The sequence below is a fragment of the Tepidiphilus sp. J10 genome (genome assembly GCF_006980785.1).
Taxonomy (GTDB): domain Bacteria; phylum Pseudomonadota; class Gammaproteobacteria; order Burkholderiales; family Rhodocyclaceae; genus Tepidiphilus; species Tepidiphilus olei.
This window is the reverse complement of sequence record NZ_SBHP01000001.1, coordinates 719,184-733,044: the sequence shown is the minus strand read 5'-3', so window position 1 is coordinate 733,044 and position 13,861 is coordinate 719,184. Positions and strand designations below refer to the sequence as shown.

Below are 13,861 nucleotides of genomic sequence, written 5' to 3'. Positions count from 1 at the left end.
GCCTTAACGGGGAGTTAAATGCCCATCGCGTTTGGCGAGCAGGAGTGTGGCGTCGGCACGATCGAGGGTGGTGGCGCCGCGTTCGTCGGCGATTTGCCGGATCAGACCAATGCTGGCGGAGACGGCAAAAGGGCGGAGCCGATGAGCGATGGAGAGGCGTTCATGGAAGAGGCGGGGTATCAGTTCGTCAGACCCCACAAGAAAGGGGATCTTCGTGCGCTCTCCGTCACCCCACGTTTCCCGGAACGACACGGAAAAACGTGTGCGCACCCTCGAACGACTTTCCGCACGGCCGAAAGGGGTGTACTACGGCAGGCGCTGATGCTCGTCTACTTGGATGATGTTGCTCGGATCGTTTGCTCGGAGCGCCTTGCCCTGAAACAGGAAAGAAGAGCGTGGATGATCGTTGCGCGCGCTCAACAAATTTTTGGTGAGGTCTGCAACGATATTCGTGCTGTTGGTCGGGTAAAACGAATGTTTTGTGGTTGGCTGCCCACCGAGGGTGGTAGGAGGTAAAATTCTGGCGCGCCCGGCAGGAATCGAACCTGCGACCTTTGGCTTCGGAGGCCAACGCTCTATCCCCTGAGCTACGGGCGCTTCAAGGGGCAGTATTATCTCATACAATTCGCGGATTGTACCCAAGCGAGAGTCGGGATAACATCAGGCACGTCCTTTGCCATGCAAACAAAACGACTCTAACCGGACGCATTCCAGCGCGCTCAACCCACGGAGGAGACCAATCATGAGCCTTGCGAGTAGCCCCTGAGCGGCAACGTGGTGCCCCCTGTGCAGCCGAGGTCCCGCGTTTCATGGACCCTGATCTAGGATGGGTCGAGCACGCTGCGTTTCAACGGATCTAGAAATCGGACTGCACCCCGGATGTGTCATTGCTCAGGCATTCGATGGCTTGGGGGTCACCGTTGTCAAGCCCATGTCGACTAGAGAACAGACCGAGAACGATTCGTCGTATGGGCGTGCAGCGACGCGCTCCTGTAGTCGGTTGTTTGCTTGTATGGGCGACATGCCCTACCCTCCGGGTTACGAGCGCCTCGACCTGCATCCGCTAACGGCGGTTCGTTCGCAACTTCGCAGAACGACGACTTAGGAGTTTCGCGCGATGAACGACGTCACCCTTGCTTTGCTTGCCTTTTTTCCGCTGGTACTTGCCGGCGTGTTGTTGGTCGGCCTACGTATGCCGGCCCGTACCGCCATGCCGCTCGTCTATGTGGTCACGGCGCTGATCGCGCTCTTCGCTTGGGAGGTGAGCTTCAACCGCGTGCTCGCTTCCACCCTGCAGGGGTTGATACTCACCGTGTCGATCCTTTGGATCATCTTCGGTGCCATCTTGTTGCTCAACACCCTCAAACACTCCGGAGGCATTGCCGCCATCCGTAAAGGTTTTTCCGGCATCAGCCCCGACCGCCGTGTCCAGGCGTTGATCGTTGGATGGTTGTTCGGCTGCTTCATCGAGGGTGCTTCGGGTTTTGGTACTCCCGCCGCGGTAGCCGCTCCGCTGATGGTGGCACTTGGCTTCCCGGCGTTGGCTGCCGTAGTGGTGGGTATGATGATCCAGTCCACGCCGGTCTCCTTCGGCGCCGTGGGTACGCCCATCGTGGTGGGCGTCTCCGGCGGCCTAAACCGAGATGTCATCGTTGCTCAGCTGGAGGCCGGTGGTTATGGCTGGCTCGAGTACTTTCGTCTGATCACTGCCGAAGTGGCCATCGTCCACGGCCTCGTCGGCATCCTGATGCCGCTCGTCTTGGTGGTGATCATGGTGCGATTCTTTGGCGCCAACAAATCCTGGAAGGAAGGGCTGTCCATCACTCCCTTCGCCCTCTTTACCGGGATTTCCTTCGTGGTGCCCTACGTGCTGGCCGGGGTGCTCCTCGGGCCGGAGTTTCCTTCCATGATCGGCGCTTTGATTGGACTGGCCATCGTCGTGCCAGCCGCTCGTCGAGGCTTCCTGATTCCCAAGGATACTTGGGACTTCCCCGAGCGAAAGTCCTGGCCTGACGAGTGGCTAGGCAAGTTCGATATCAAGCTCGACGATATCGTCGGCAAGACCCCCATTTCCACTTTCATGGGCTGGGTCCCTTACGTATTGCTTGCGGCTTTTCTGGTGGCTACGCGTACCATCGACCCCTTGCGCGAGACGCTCACTGCGCTTTCCTTCGGCTGGAGCAACATCTTGGGCGAAGCCGGCGTAACAGGAAGCATCGCCCCACTCTACCTGCCCGGTGGTATCCTGTTGTTCGTGGCGCTGCTCACCGCCCTGTTGCACCGTATGCGATTCGGTGAGCTCAAAGCTGCGTTCAGCGAATCGTCGCGCACCATTCTCGGCGCCGGCTTCGTGCTGATCTTTACCATCCCGATGGTGCGGATCCTGATCAACTCCGGCGTAAACGCTGCCGATCTGGTCTCCATGCCCGTGGCGATGGCTCAGTTCGTGGCCGACAGCGTGGGTGAAATCTACCCCTTCTTCGCCCCTGCCGTCGGAGCGCTCGGTGCCTTCATCGCCGGTTCCAATACCGTCTCCAACCTGATGCTGTCCGATTTCCAGTTCAACGTGGCCCAGCAGCTCGGTTTGTCCTCGGCGTTCATGGTGGCGTTGCAATCGGTGGGGGCCGCGGCTGGTAACATGATCGCCATTCACAACGTGGTTGCCGCTTCGGCCACGGTGGGATTGCTCGGACGGGAGGGGATCACCCTACGCATAACCATCCTGCCGACCCTCTACTACCTGGTCGTCGCTGGCACCATTGCGCTGATTGGCTTCTACGTGATCGGCGTGAGCGACCCGTTGATGCGCGTATCCGCTGGCTGACGGGCGTCAACCGGCCGGTCATCCGGCGGCCGAGTCGACGTGACCGGCTTCGAGGGAAACGAATGGGAGGCGTGATGATGGAACTCGATGCGTTGATTCTGGCGAGGATTCAGTTCGCTGCCAACATTACGTTCCACATTTTGTTTCCCTCGATCACCATTGCGTTGGCGTGGATACTGTTGTTCTTCAAGATCCGTTACACGAAAACCGGCGATACGGCTTGGCTGGATGCTTATGGATTCTGGGTCAAGGTATTTGCCCTGAGCTTTGCCCTGGGCGTGGTCAGTGGCGTGACCATGAGCTTTCAATTTGGTACCAACTGGCCGGGTTTCATGAATACGGTGGGCAATATCGCCGGGCCTCTGTTGGCCTACGAGGTGCTGACGGCCTTCTTCCTGGAGGCAACATTCCTCGCCATCATGCTGTTTGGCCGCCGCTTCGTCTCCGAGCGTACCCACAACATCGCCACTTTCTTGGTGGCCTTGGGTACCACTGCTTCGGCGTTCTGGATACTTACCCTCAATTCCTGGATGCAGACGCCAGCCGGCTATGAAATGGTGGAAGGCCAGATCGTCATCACCGACTGGCTCGCCGCCTTGTTCAATCCCTCCTTGCCCTACCGATTGACGCACATGCTACTGGCGTCGGGATTGACGGCCGCATTCTTGGTGGCTGGACTGTCGGCCTATCGTTGGCTGCGTGGTGACCGCAGCAGTGGCGTCATGAAGGCGCTGCGCACCGGTGTGTTGAGCGCGGCTGCACTGATTCCGCTCCAGATTTTCGTAGGAGATTTGCATGGTCTCAATACGTTCGAGCATCAACCGGCGAAGATTGCGGCCATGGAAGGCGTGTGGGAAACCCAGCGTGGTGTGCCTTTACTGCTTTTTGCACTACCCAACGAGGCCGAGCGACGAAACGATTATGAAATTAGTATTCCTCGGGGTGCCAGTCTGATTTTGACGCATTCGCTGGACGGCGAGATCAAAGGCTTGAACGACTTCGAGGGAATGCATCCGCCCGTGGCCAAGGTGTTTTGGAGCTTCCGCATCATGGTCGGTGTGGGCTTGATCATGCTGGCCGTATCCTGGGTTGCAGCCTGGCAATTGGTGCGCCGGAAAATGCTCTCGCCTTGGGTGGCCAAGGCGCTGGTGGGCATGACTTTTTCCGGGTGGATCGCCACCGTCGCCGGCTGGTATGTCACCGAAATCGGCCGTCAGCCTTGGCTGGTGCACGGTGTTCTCGCTACCAAGGATGCCGTGGGCGACGTTCCCGCCGCAATGGTGGCCGTCTCGCTGACGATGTATCTCGGGGTGTATGTTGTTATGCTTTTTGCGTACATCTCGGTATTGTTCTACATGGCGCGCAAGGCGGGCTCAAATGGGCCCGCGTCTATGGGCGAGCCTGGAAAAGGAGTGGCCCGATGAATGCGGAGATCTGGCTTCCGATGGCCTTTGCGGGGCTGATGGCGTTATCCCTGCTGATGTACGTCGTGCTCGACGGCTACGATCTGGGGGTGGGCATCCTGCTTCCATTCGCGAAGGATGACGACAAGGACACGATGGTCAGCTCCATTGGCCCGTTTTGGGATGCAAACGAAACTTGGCTGGTGCTGGGGGTCGGTCTTTTGTTGGTCGCCTTCCCCAAAGCCCATGGCATCATCCTGCAAGCGCTGTACCTCCCCGTGACAGTGATGTTGATCGGCCTCATTTTGCGTGGCGTTGCCTTCGACTTCCGAGTCAAGGCGGGAGTGCGCTACAAAGGGCTATGGAATCGGGTTTTTGCGGCTGGTTCTCTGATTGCCTCGATGGCGCAAGGGGTGATGCTGGGTCGTTACCTGACGGCTTTTGAACCGGGCTGGCAGGCATGGGCCTTTGCGCTGCTCGTGGGAGTGGGATTGTCCGCGGCTTACGTGCTTCTGGGCGCTTGCTGGCTCATCATGAAAAGCGAAGGGACGCTGCAACGCCAGGCCATCGGCTGGGCGCGCTATGGTGTTTTCGGTACAGCCCTCTGCGTCGCGGCGGTTTCCCTCGTTACGCCTTTGGTCAGCGAGCGCATTGCCGCCAAGTGGTTCGAAATGCCGGAATTCTTCCTGCTGTTGCCGTTGCCTTTGCTCACCTTGGCGCTCTTCGTGTTGCTTTTGCTCATGCTGCCTCGCCTGGACCGGCACCTCGGACAGGGGGATCAGCATCTGTGCTGGTTGCCTTTTTCCATGGCGGTGGGCATTTTTCTGCTGTCCTTCTATGGACTTTCCTATAGCGTCTTTCCTGACGTGATTATCGATAAGCTCGATATATGGGAGGCTGCGGCCCATCCGCAGGCGCTGTGGGTCATCTTCATCGGTGCCGTCGTGGTGCTGCCAGCCATCGTTGCATACACGGTTTTCGTCTACCGGGTGTTCTGGGGCAAGACACGCGAACTGACTTACTCCTGAATTCCTATTGAAATCCTGGTGGTTGTGTATCGTTCCTGCTGTAAATTCCGTTTTTCGAGGCAGGCAGGATGTGTTGCTGAGCGCGGCTGGCCTAGGTGAGCTTCCCTACGAGGGCAAGGCTGAGGAGCTGGCGCGCTGCTGTGCCATGTACTACCGCCGCAAGCTTTCCAAGGACATGGTTCTTGCCCAACTACCGGACATTGCTGTTTTGCCTTGACGCCGAAAAAACCGTCAACGCCGGAGCGAGGAAACGAAATGAAACGAAGGCATCAGCGCAGTTTGCGATAGAGCGTGCGCTCGCTGATGCCTAGGCGGGCGGCCAGGGCTTTTTTGTCGCCGCCCAGCCGCTCGAGTGCGCGATGTAGATAACGTCGTTCGAGTTCGGCCAAGGGAACGATCTCGTCGTCGGCCGTATGGGCCCGTCCGCCGGAGGGGCTGTCGGCGAATCCGGTCAGATGCCATGGTTCGATCAGCTCGCCGTCGGCCAGCAGGAGCGCCCGTTCGAGGAGGTTGCGCAGTTCGCGCACGTTGCCGGGGAAATCGTGCTCCTTCAGGCGGGACATGGCCGCGGCGCTCAGGCGCACGCTGCGTTGGGGTGCGAGGCGCTCGAGGAGGTGGGCAACGAGCAGCGGCAGATCCTCGCGCCGTTCGCGCAGGGGCGGCAGGCGCACGGGAAAGGCGCTGATGCGGTAATAGAGGTCGCGGCGGAACGTGCCTTCTTCCACCATGCGCTGCAGGTCGCGGTGGGTGGCGGCCACCAGGCGGAAATCCGAGCGCAGCGTCTCGACGCCGCCCACGCGCCGGTAGGTGCCCGTTTCCAGCAGACGCAGCAGCTTCACTTGCTGCGTGAGCGGAAGGTCGCCGATCTCGTCGAGGAAGAGGGTTCCGCCGTCGGCTACCTCGACCAGACCGGTCTTGCGCCGGCTGGCGCCGGTAAATGCCCCTTTCTCGTGCCCGAACAGTTCCGATTCGAAGAGGGTTTCGGGCAGCCCCGAACAATCCACCGGCACGAAGGGTCGGTCGCGGCGCGGCGAGAGGCGGTGCAGCGCTTGGGCGGCCAGTTCCTTGCCTGTGCCCGATTCACCCAGCAGCAGCACCGGGGTATTTGCCGGCCCGGCCCGTTCGAGCAGTTCCAGCATGCGCAGAAAAGAAGAGGCATTGCCCACCATGCCCAAGGTGGGCGACGGCATCCCTTTGCCGCCGAGAAAACGCATCGTTTCGACGAAGAGCGTCGTCTGGCCTCTGTCGTCTTGCAGAGGCAGGATTTCGACTTCGACGAACTCCTCTCCGCGCGGCGTGTGATGGCGATGGATCACGCGGCTGCGTCGTCCGCTTTTCCACGCTTGCTGGCGAGGGCAGGATTCGCCGCACTGGTCGCAGGGGCGATCGAAGTGGTGTGACACCTCGTAGCAGGTGCGCCCGATCACGGAGGGGTCTTCGCCGAACTCGCGGCGGTAGGCCGCATTGGCCGCGAGGATACGGTAGGCGGTATCGACCACGATGCGCGGTTCGAACAAGGATTCGAGCAGCTGGAGCAGTTCGGTGGGCAAGGACATGGCTGACATACCTGTCAAATCTTGGGAGCTATTTTGACATTTTTGACAAAAGAAGGATCGAGAAAAGGGGGGTGGTGACGAGGGAGCTGGGGAGGCAACGCGTTGAATCTCCGGGAGCAAATCTTGGTTGCGCCAAAAATCGCTTCCGGTGGCATGAAATTTGCTTTCATATCGGTGTGACCTGGGTTCCATGTTTATCTTTTTGAATTTTCTCAATTTTTTGACCATGGTCAATTGACGCGCCAGACCACGGCCTACTACCATGGCCGGCGTCGTGTTCGAGGAGGAGGTCGATGGAAACGGAAACGCTCGCCCGGCGACTGCGCCGCGAGATCGTCGTGGTGCTGCTGCTCAAGCTCTTCCTGCTCACCGCCTTGTGGTGGGTCTTCGTTCGCGATGCCCGGGTGGAAGTGGGCGCGGAACGGATGCAGGCACAGGCCGCCGGGGCGCCTTCCTCCTTCTCCAAACCTTCGTCTTCGTCGTCTTCCCCGGTTCTTTCCGCTTCGCAGGAGCCATAACATGAACGAAACGCTCGTCGATCTCTCGCGCCTGCAGTTCGCCGCCACGGCGATGTATCACTTCCTGTTCGTCCCCCTAACTTTGGGGCTCACCTGGATACTGGTGATCATGGAAGCGCTCTACGTGATGACCGGCAAGCAGGTCTACCAGGACATGGTGAAATTCTGGGGCAAGCTCTTCGGCATCAACTTCGCCCTCGGGGTCACCACCGGCATCACTCTCGAATTCCAGTTTGGCACCAACTGGGCCTATTACTCGCACTACGTGGGCGACATCTTCGGGGCGCCGTTGGCCATCGAAGGCTTGATGGCGTTCTTCCTCGAGTCGACCTTCATCGGGCTTTTCTTCTTCGGCTGGAACCGCCTGTCCCGTACCCAACACTTCCTAGTGACGCTGCTCATGGCGGTGGGGACCAACCTCTCGGCGCTGTGGATCCTGGTGGCCAATGGCTGGATGCAAAACCCGGTGGGCTCGGAATTCAGCTTCCAGACGATGCGCATGGAGATGACGAGTTTCTGGGACGTGATCTTCAATCCAGTGGCGCAGGCGAAGTTCGTGCATACCGTCTCGGCCGGCTATGTGACCGGCGCGATGTTCGTGCTCTCGATCTCGGCCTATTACCTTCTCAAGAAGCGGGATCTCGAATTCGCCAAGCGCAGCTTCCGCGTGGCGGCCGCCTTCGGCTTCGCCTCGGCCTGTTCGGTGGTCGTGCTCGGGGATGAATCCGGCTACACCATGGCCGAAACCCAGCAGAGCAAGCTCGCCGCCCTGGAGGCGATGTGGGAGACCGAGCCGGCGCCGGCTGGCCTGAAGCTCCTCGCGGGAATCGACGAAGCCAATCAGCGCAATACCTGGGAGCTCGAGATTCCGTGGGTGCTCGGCATCATCGGCACCCGCTCGCTCGACACGCCTCTTCCCGGAATCAAGGAGATCATCGCGCGTAACCGCGAACGGGTCGAATCCGGGGTGGAGGCGGTCAAGGCGCTCGATGTGCTGCGCCGCGACGCGTCCGATCCCCAGGCCTTGGCGCTCTTCGAAGCCCACAAGGAAAATCTAGGTTTCGGGCTGCTCACGCGCAAATACGTGGCGGATATCTCGCAGGTCACGCCCGAGATCATGGACAAGGCCGCCGCCTCGACGGTACCGCCGGTGACGCCCCTCTTCTGGACATTCCGCATCATGGTGCTGCTGGGCTTTTCCTTCATCGCTCTCTTCGGTGCTGCGTTGTGGTACAGCATCAAGGACAGTTTCGCCGAGAAACGCTGGCTGTTGCGCTGGGCGCTGTGGTTCTTGCCCTTGCCCTGGGTCGCTTCCGAGATGGGGTGGTTCGTGGCCGAGTATGGCCGTCAGCCTTGGACGATCGCCGAAGTGCTGCCCACCCACCTCTCCGTCTCTACCCTTTCGGTGGAGAGCCTCTACGGGTCGCTCGCCGGGTTCGTGGGCTTCTACACGCTGCTTCTCATCGTCGAGCTCTACCTGATGTTCCGCTTCGGGCGGCTAGGGCCTTCCACGCTGGGGACCGGGCGCTATCACTGGGAACGCCAAGGTGCGATGCAGTCTGCCTGAACAACCCTATCTCGGGAGAAGATCATGATGGATTATGAAACGCTGAAGGTCATCTGGTGGCTGCTCGTCGGGGTGCTGCTCGTCGGCTTCGCCGTGATGGACGGGCACGACATGGGGGTGGGGACGCTGCTGCCTTTCGTCGGCAAGGACGACACCGAGCGGCGCGTCATCATCAACACCGTCGGCCCGCATTGGGACGGCAACCAGGTGTGGTTCATCACCGGCGGCGGGGCGATCTTTGCCGCCTGGCCCTTGGTCTATGCCACGGCCTTCTCGGGCTTTTACTGGGCGATGCTCGCCGTGCTGTGGGCGCTCTTTTTCCGTCCGGTAGGCTTCGACTACCGCAGCAAGATCGACAATGCCACGTGGCGCAAGACCTGGGACTGGGGCCTGTTCGTGGGCGGGGCGGTGCCGCCGCTCATCTTCGGCGTGGCGTTCGGCAACCTGCTGCAAGGCGTTCCGTTCCATTTCGACGCCAACCTCGTGCCCTACTATGAAGGGTCCTTCTGGGGCCTGCTCAACCCCTTCGCGTTGCTCGCCGGGGTGGTGAGCTCGGCCATGATCACTTTTCACGGCGCGGTCTATCTGGCGCATCGCACGGAAGGGGACGTCCACCAGCGTGCGGTGCGCGCCGCGCTCCTCTTTGGCGTGATCGCGCTCGTGGCCTTTGCCGCTGCCGGGGTGTGGGTGCAGAGCATCCCCGGCTACGTGATCGCCGCCGGGGCCGATCCTGCCGGGTTGCCCAACCCGCTCGCGAAGGAGGTGGTACGCGAGGCGGGGGCATGGATGGCGAACTATCGCCACCACCCGCTGCTGTGGGCCGTGCCGGCGCTCGCCTTCCTGGGCGGTCTGGCGGCGCTGTGGGCGGTACGCGCCGGCCGCACCTTCTTCGCCTTCTGGGCTTCCGCCCTCATGATCGTCGGCATCATCGGTACGGCGGGCGTGGCGATGTTTCCCTTCATCCTGCCTTCCTCGAGCGATCCACGCTCCTCGCTCACCGTGTGGGATTCGGTCTCGAGCCATCTCACCCTCACGGTGATGTTCTGGGCCACCGTCATCTTCATGCCGCTCATCATCGCTTACACGTCGTGGGCCTACAAGGTGATGGCCGGCAAGGTGACGAAGGCTTATATCCTGGAAAACGAGAAGCAGGCGTACTGAACCGATACAACCCGCGGCGAGGCATCCTGCTTCGCCGCACCGGATCGAAGGAGATTCGCATGTGGTATTTTGCCTGGGCGTTGGGTGTGGGTTTTGCCGTCCTCTTGGCCATCGTGGTCGGCCTGTGGTGGGAAGCGCAGGAGGATGCAAGGGAGAAACGGTCCCGCTCGCAGGGCGAGACCCATGCCACCTGAAGCAGTGCCTGGTAGGGAGGAGATCCGGTCGGCCTCGATCCAGCCGCTGGCGCTGGGAGTGGGGATCGCCTTGATGCTGGTGGGCAGTTTTCGCCCCGATTGGCTGGCCGAGGCATCCGGCAAGGCCAACCATGGTCTGGCGATGTTGTGGTTCTGGGCCATGGCGGCCGGTTTCGTGCGCGGGGTGGGGTTCATCCCGCGCTTTTGGCTTTGGCGGTGGATCTTCTCCGGTTGGGCGGCGTTCGCGGCGCTCGCCGGGGCGCTGGCGTGGCGCTTTGCCGGCGCCGCCGTGATATAGTCGAACCGGTTACGGATGCTTTTTCCCGCGGTGACCAACCATGAATGAACACCCCTCTTCCCGCCTCAAGAATTTCCCCGTGGCGTGGTTTTCCATGATCATGGGCTTCACGGGCTTCTCGATCGCCTGGATGCGGGCCGAGACGGTCTACGATGTCGGCTTCGCCCCGAGCTGCGTGTTGCGCTGGATCGCCTTGGGCTTGTTCGTCTTGGTGGCGGTGCTGTATGCGGCCAAGGCGGCGAAGTATCCCGGCGCGGTGCGCGAGGAGTTCGCTCATCCGGTCAAGCAGGCGTTCGGCCCCACCATCTCGATCGGCATGATTCTGTTATCGATCGTGCTGCTGCACGATGCGCCGCGATTGTCGTTCTGGCTGTGGAGCGTCGGTACGCTCTTGCACCTGGCACTCACGCTCTACGTCATGTCGTCGTGGATGCACCACACGAAGTACGAGATCACGCACATGAACCCGGCGTGGTTCATCCCGGTGGTGGGAAACATCCTGGTGCCGATCGCCGGCTTGCACCATGCGCCGGTCGAGATATCGTGGTTCTTCTTCAGCATCGGCTTGTTTTTCTGGCCGGTGCTCACGGCGATCCTCTTCTACCGGCTCATCTTTCACACCAGCCTGCCCGAGCGTTTCGTGCCGACGCTGTTCATTTTCATCGCACCGCCGGCCGTTGGGTTCATCTCCTGGTACAACCTGGGTGGGCAGGTCGACGCTTTCGCGCACGTGCTCTACGGCGTGGCGCTCTTTTTCGCCCTGTTGCTCGCGGTGCAGGCGAATTACTTCGTGCGGCTGAAATTCTTCCTGTCGTGGTGGGCGTACTCTTTCCCGCTGGCGGCGCTCACCATCGCCACCATGATCATGGCCAAGGAGACGGGGTTGGGCTTCTACCGCGGCCTGGGCATCGTGCTGCTGGCGATCTTGACCCTGCTCATCGTGCTGCTGCTGGTGCGTACCGCCATCGCCGTGGCGCGGCGAGAGATCTGCGTGGAGGGGCATTGAAGAAAAACGCCCGGCGCCGAGGGCACCGGGCGCGGCAGGCGGTCAGATGACCCCCTGGGCGAGCATGGCGTCGGCCACTTTGGCGAAACCGGCGATGTTGGCGCCGTCGCTGTAGCTCACGGAGCCGTCCTCGCGCAGACCGTACTGCAGGCAGGCGTCGTGGATGCCTTTCATGATCTCCCTGAGCCGAGCGTCGACTTCTTCGCGCGTCCAGGAAAGCCGCATGGCGTTTTGGCTCATCTCCAGGCCGGAGGTGGCCACGCCGCCCGCGTTGCTCGCCTTGCCCGGCGCATAGAGCACGCCGCGATGCTCGAAGATCTTGACCGCTTCCGGTGTGCAGGGCATGTTCGCGCCTTCGGCCACCGCCACCACGCCGTTCTCCACCAGCGTCATCGCGTCGTCGGCGTCGAGCTCGTTCTGGGTCGCGCAGGGCAGCGCCACGTCTACCGGCACGTTCCACGGCTTGGCGCCCGGAATGAAGGTGGCACCGACGAGTTGGGCGTATTCCGAGACGCGACCATAGCGGTGGTTCTTCACCTCCATGAGGATGGCGAGCTTTTCCGGCGTGAATCCTTCCTCGTCGACCACCGTGCCGCTGGAATCGGAACAGGTGATGGGTTTGGCCCCCATCTCCATGAGTTTTTCGATGGCGTACTGGGCGACGTTGCCGGAGCCCGATACCGCGACGCGCATCCCTTCCAGGCTGCGGCCGGCGTGGCGCAGCATCTCGTCGACGAAATACACCGTGCCGTAGCCGGTGGATTCGGGCCGGATCAGCGAGCCGCCGTAGGAGAGGCCCTTGCCGGTGAAGACGCAGGAAGACTCGTTGGTGAGTTTCTTCATCATGCCGACCATGAAGCCGACCTCGCGCCCGCCCACGCCGATGTCGCCAGCCGGTACGTCGGTGTCGGCGCCGATGTGGCGGTAGAGTTCAGTGATGAAGGCCTGGCAGAAGCGCATGACTTCGCCGGGGCTCTTGCCCTTGGGATCGAAGTCAGAGCCGCCCTTACCGCCACCCATGGGCAACGTCGTGAGGGCGTTCTTGAAGGTCTGCTCGAAGGCGAGGAATTTGAGGATGGAGAGGTTCACCGAGGGGTGGAAACGCAGTCCGCCCTTGTAGGGGCCGATGGCGGAGTTGTGCTGGATGCGGTAGCCGCGGTTGACCTGGACTTCGCCGTGGTCGTCGACCCAGGAGACGCGGAACATGATGACGCGCTCGGGTTCGACGAGGCGCTCGAGCAGCGCGTGCTGCGCGTAGCGCGGGTGCTGCGTGATGAACGGCCACAGGCTCTCCATCACTTCGGTCACCGCTTGCAGGAACTCGGGCTGACCGGGGTTGCGTTGCGCAACGTAGTCGAGGAAGCTTTGCAGCGTGGGGTATTTCATGGCTTGGCGCCTTTCAGAGTGGAAACAACGGGTCGGTGCGCGGCGCACGCCCTTCGCCTTGCACCAAATTCGATAATTATCGCACCGTTGTGGTGACTGAATGCACTCTTTGTGTTCAAAAGGTGCACTTTCAGCCAAGACCCATCCGACGTGGCAACCACAGCACCAATTCCGGGAAGACGATCAAGGCCGCGAGGCCCAGGCCCATGGCCAGCACGAACCACGACACCCAGCGGAAAGTTTCTTCCATGCGGATGCCGGCGATGCGGGAAGTGATCATCAGCGCCAGGGCCATCGGCGGAGTGAATTGCCCGATCGCCAGGTTGATCGTCATCATCACCCCGAACCAGACGAGATCCCAGCCCATCGCCTGGGCGATCGGCACGAGCAGCGGCAGCAGGATGAGGAAAATCGAGATCGCGTCGAAGAAACTCTTGCCCAGCGGCGGCCGTGGTGAGGCGTGCCGCATACCAGGTGAAGGAAGAGGTAGAGGGCGACGGTAACGCGGATGTGGCGATCGTTCAAAAAAGCCGGTACGGAGCCGAGGAAGGCGAGCACGGGCGATTTCCTCGCGCGCGGCTTGCTGTGCTGCCTCCAGCACGAGTTGCCGGTCTTCCGGGCTCCAGCCGTTCTTGTGGACGGCGAAGATGAGCGGATCGGCGACGTCACAGGGTCAGGTATTTCTGCCCCACCGTGTGCAGCTTGGCGGCGTTGAACACCGACAGGGGATTCTCCCGACCGTCTACGGCACCGGTCGCCATGGCCGGCAAGGCGTCGGCCCAGATCATCTGCGTCGGGTTGGCGCCTAGGGCGTTGAACGTGGCGAGAAAGAGCGGCGAACCGACGACGCGAATCTTCAGCCCGTAGAGAGGATCGTCTTCCCATGCGAAAATCCGCTTTTTGCACTGAAGGACGGTGGA

Annotated in this window: 12 protein-coding genes, 1 tRNA gene and 2 pseudogenes; 10 read left to right on the top strand and 5 right to left on the bottom strand. The window is 61.3% G+C overall.

The genetic code is table 11. From position 1 onward, the window contains the following. The first annotated feature begins 18 nt into the window (after positions 1-18). On the top strand, positions 19-516 hold the full coding sequence (locus EPD81_RS03615) for a hypothetical protein (RefSeq protein ID WP_142804022.1): 498 nt from the start codon (positions 19-21) through the stop codon (positions 514-516). 5 nt (positions 517-521) lie between these two features. Here the strand turns inward: EPD81_RS03615 and EPD81_RS03610 are convergent. After that, positions 522-597, bottom strand: a tRNA-Arg gene (locus tag EPD81_RS03610). A gap of 520 nt (positions 598-1,117) precedes the next feature. Here EPD81_RS03610 and EPD81_RS03605 point away from each other — a divergent pair. The 3 genes from EPD81_RS03605 (at position 1,118) to EPD81_RS03595 (ending at position 5,255) form a co-directional block, all read left to right on the top strand. Further along, complete coding sequence (locus tag EPD81_RS03605; protein ID WP_142804021.1) at positions 1,118-2,824, top strand: L-lactate permease; 1,707 nt, start codon at positions 1,118-1,120, stop codon at positions 2,822-2,824. 77 nt (positions 2,825-2,901) lie between these two features. Beyond that, positions 2,902-4,248 carry a cytochrome ubiquinol oxidase subunit I gene (locus EPD81_RS03600; RefSeq protein ID WP_142804271.1) on the top strand — a complete coding sequence of 449 codons (1,347 nt, stop codon included), beginning with the start codon at positions 2,902-2,904 and terminating at the stop codon, positions 4,246-4,248. Continuing rightward, positions 4,245-5,255: a cytochrome d ubiquinol oxidase subunit II gene (locus EPD81_RS03595; RefSeq protein WP_142804020.1), complete on the top strand. Its 1,011-nt coding sequence runs from the start codon at positions 4,245-4,247 to the stop codon at positions 5,253-5,255. The genes EPD81_RS03600 and EPD81_RS03595 overlap by 4 nt, the downstream gene beginning before the upstream one ends. Before the next feature lie 269 nt (positions 5,256-5,524). Here EPD81_RS03595 and EPD81_RS03590 read toward each other — a convergent pair whose 3' ends face one another. After that, positions 5,525-6,811, bottom strand: a complete 1,287-nt coding sequence (locus tag EPD81_RS03590) for a sigma-54-dependent Fis family transcriptional regulator (protein WP_142804019.1) — start codon at positions 6,809-6,811, stop codon at positions 5,525-5,527. A 293-nt stretch (positions 6,812-7,104) separates the two neighbouring features. Here EPD81_RS03590 and cydP point away from each other — a divergent pair, with 293 nt between their 5' ends. The 6 genes from cydP to EPD81_RS03560 are packed head-to-tail and all read left to right on the top strand — an operon-like array spanning position 7,105 to position 11,555. Then, positions 7,105-7,329, top strand: coding sequence for a cytochrome oxidase putative small subunit CydP (gene cydP / locus EPD81_RS03585; protein ID WP_142804018.1), 225 nt, complete (start codon positions 7,105-7,107; stop codon positions 7,327-7,329). 1 nt (position 7,330) lies between these two features. Then, a complete protein-coding gene (locus EPD81_RS03580; protein WP_142804017.1) occupies positions 7,331-8,896 on the top strand; it encodes a cytochrome ubiquinol oxidase subunit I in 1,566 nt (521 codons plus the stop codon). 24 nt (positions 8,897-8,920) lie between these two features. Beyond that, positions 8,921-10,057: a cytochrome d ubiquinol oxidase subunit II gene (cydB, locus tag EPD81_RS03575; RefSeq protein ID WP_185955339.1), complete on the top strand. Its 1,137-nt coding sequence runs from the start codon at positions 8,921-8,923 to the stop codon at positions 10,055-10,057. Positions 10,058-10,116: 59 nt separating this feature from the next. After that, entirely contained in the window at positions 10,117-10,251 is a 135-nt protein-coding gene (cydX, locus tag EPD81_RS03570; RefSeq protein WP_142804015.1) for a cytochrome bd-I oxidase subunit CydX, read from the top strand. Continuing rightward, positions 10,241-10,549, top strand: coding sequence for a cyd operon YbgE family protein (locus EPD81_RS03565; RefSeq protein ID WP_142804014.1), 309 nt, complete (start codon positions 10,241-10,243; stop codon positions 10,547-10,549). The genes cydX and EPD81_RS03565 overlap by 11 nt, the downstream gene beginning before the upstream one ends. A gap of 40 nt (positions 10,550-10,589) precedes the next feature. Then, positions 10,590-11,555, top strand: a complete 966-nt coding sequence (locus EPD81_RS03560; protein ID WP_142804013.1) for an SLAC1 anion channel family protein — start codon at positions 10,590-10,592, stop codon at positions 11,553-11,555. A 42-nt stretch (positions 11,556-11,597) separates the two neighbouring features. Here the strand turns inward: EPD81_RS03560 and gdhA are convergent, their stop codons facing one another. The 3 genes and pseudogenes from gdhA to dctP form a co-directional block, all read right to left on the bottom strand. Beyond that, complete coding sequence (gdhA, locus tag EPD81_RS03555; protein WP_142804012.1) at positions 11,598-12,941, bottom strand: NADP-specific glutamate dehydrogenase; 1,344 nt, start codon at positions 12,939-12,941, stop codon at positions 11,598-11,600. A 130-nt stretch (positions 12,942-13,071) separates the two neighbouring features. Next, a pseudogene (locus EPD81_RS03550) lies at positions 13,072-13,371 on the bottom strand (TRAP transporter large permease subunit); the annotation flags it as partial. A 120-nt stretch (positions 13,372-13,491) separates the two neighbouring features. After that, positions 13,492-13,810: pseudogene (gene dctP / locus EPD81_RS10945) on the bottom strand (TRAP transporter substrate-binding protein DctP); the annotation flags it as partial. Between the last annotated feature and the right edge of the window lie 51 nt (positions 13,811-13,861).

Bases quoted from the DNA above. Each gene is read 5' to 3' on its own strand.
- EPD81_RS03580 (WP_142804017.1), top strand. From the start codon at position 7,331: ATGAACGAAACGCTCGTCGATCTCTCGCGCCTGCAGTTCGCCGCCACG.
- EPD81_RS03595 (WP_142804020.1), top strand. From the start codon at position 4,245: ATGAATGCGGAGATCTGGCTTCCGATGGCCTTTGCGGGGCTGATGGCG.
- EPD81_RS03565 (WP_142804014.1), top strand. From the start codon at position 10,241: ATGCCACCTGAAGCAGTGCCTGGTAGGGAGGAGATCCGGTCGGCCTCG.
- cydX (WP_142804015.1), top strand. From the start codon at position 10,117: ATGTGGTATTTTGCCTGGGCGTTGGGTGTGGGTTTTGCCGTCCTCTTG.
- EPD81_RS03560 (WP_142804013.1), top strand. From the start codon at position 10,590: ATGAATGAACACCCCTCTTCCCGCCTCAAGAATTTCCCCGTGGCGTGG.
- gdhA (WP_142804012.1), bottom strand. From the start codon at position 12,941: ATGAAATACCCCACGCTGCAAAGCTTCCTCGACTACGTTGCGCAACGC.
- cydB (WP_185955339.1), top strand. From the start codon at position 8,921: ATGATGGATTATGAAACGCTGAAGGTCATCTGGTGGCTGCTCGTCGGG.
- EPD81_RS03615 (WP_142804022.1), top strand. From the start codon at position 19: ATGCCCATCGCGTTTGGCGAGCAGGAGTGTGGCGTCGGCACGATCGAG.
- EPD81_RS03605 (WP_142804021.1), top strand. From the start codon at position 1,118: ATGAACGACGTCACCCTTGCTTTGCTTGCCTTTTTTCCGCTGGTACTT.
- EPD81_RS03590 (WP_142804019.1), bottom strand. From the start codon at position 6,811: ATGTCCTTGCCCACCGAACTGCTCCAGCTGCTCGAATCCTTGTTCGAA.
- cydP (WP_142804018.1), top strand. From the start codon at position 7,105: ATGGAAACGGAAACGCTCGCCCGGCGACTGCGCCGCGAGATCGTCGTG.
- EPD81_RS03600 (WP_142804271.1), top strand. From the start codon at position 2,902: ATGGAACTCGATGCGTTGATTCTGGCGAGGATTCAGTTCGCTGCCAAC.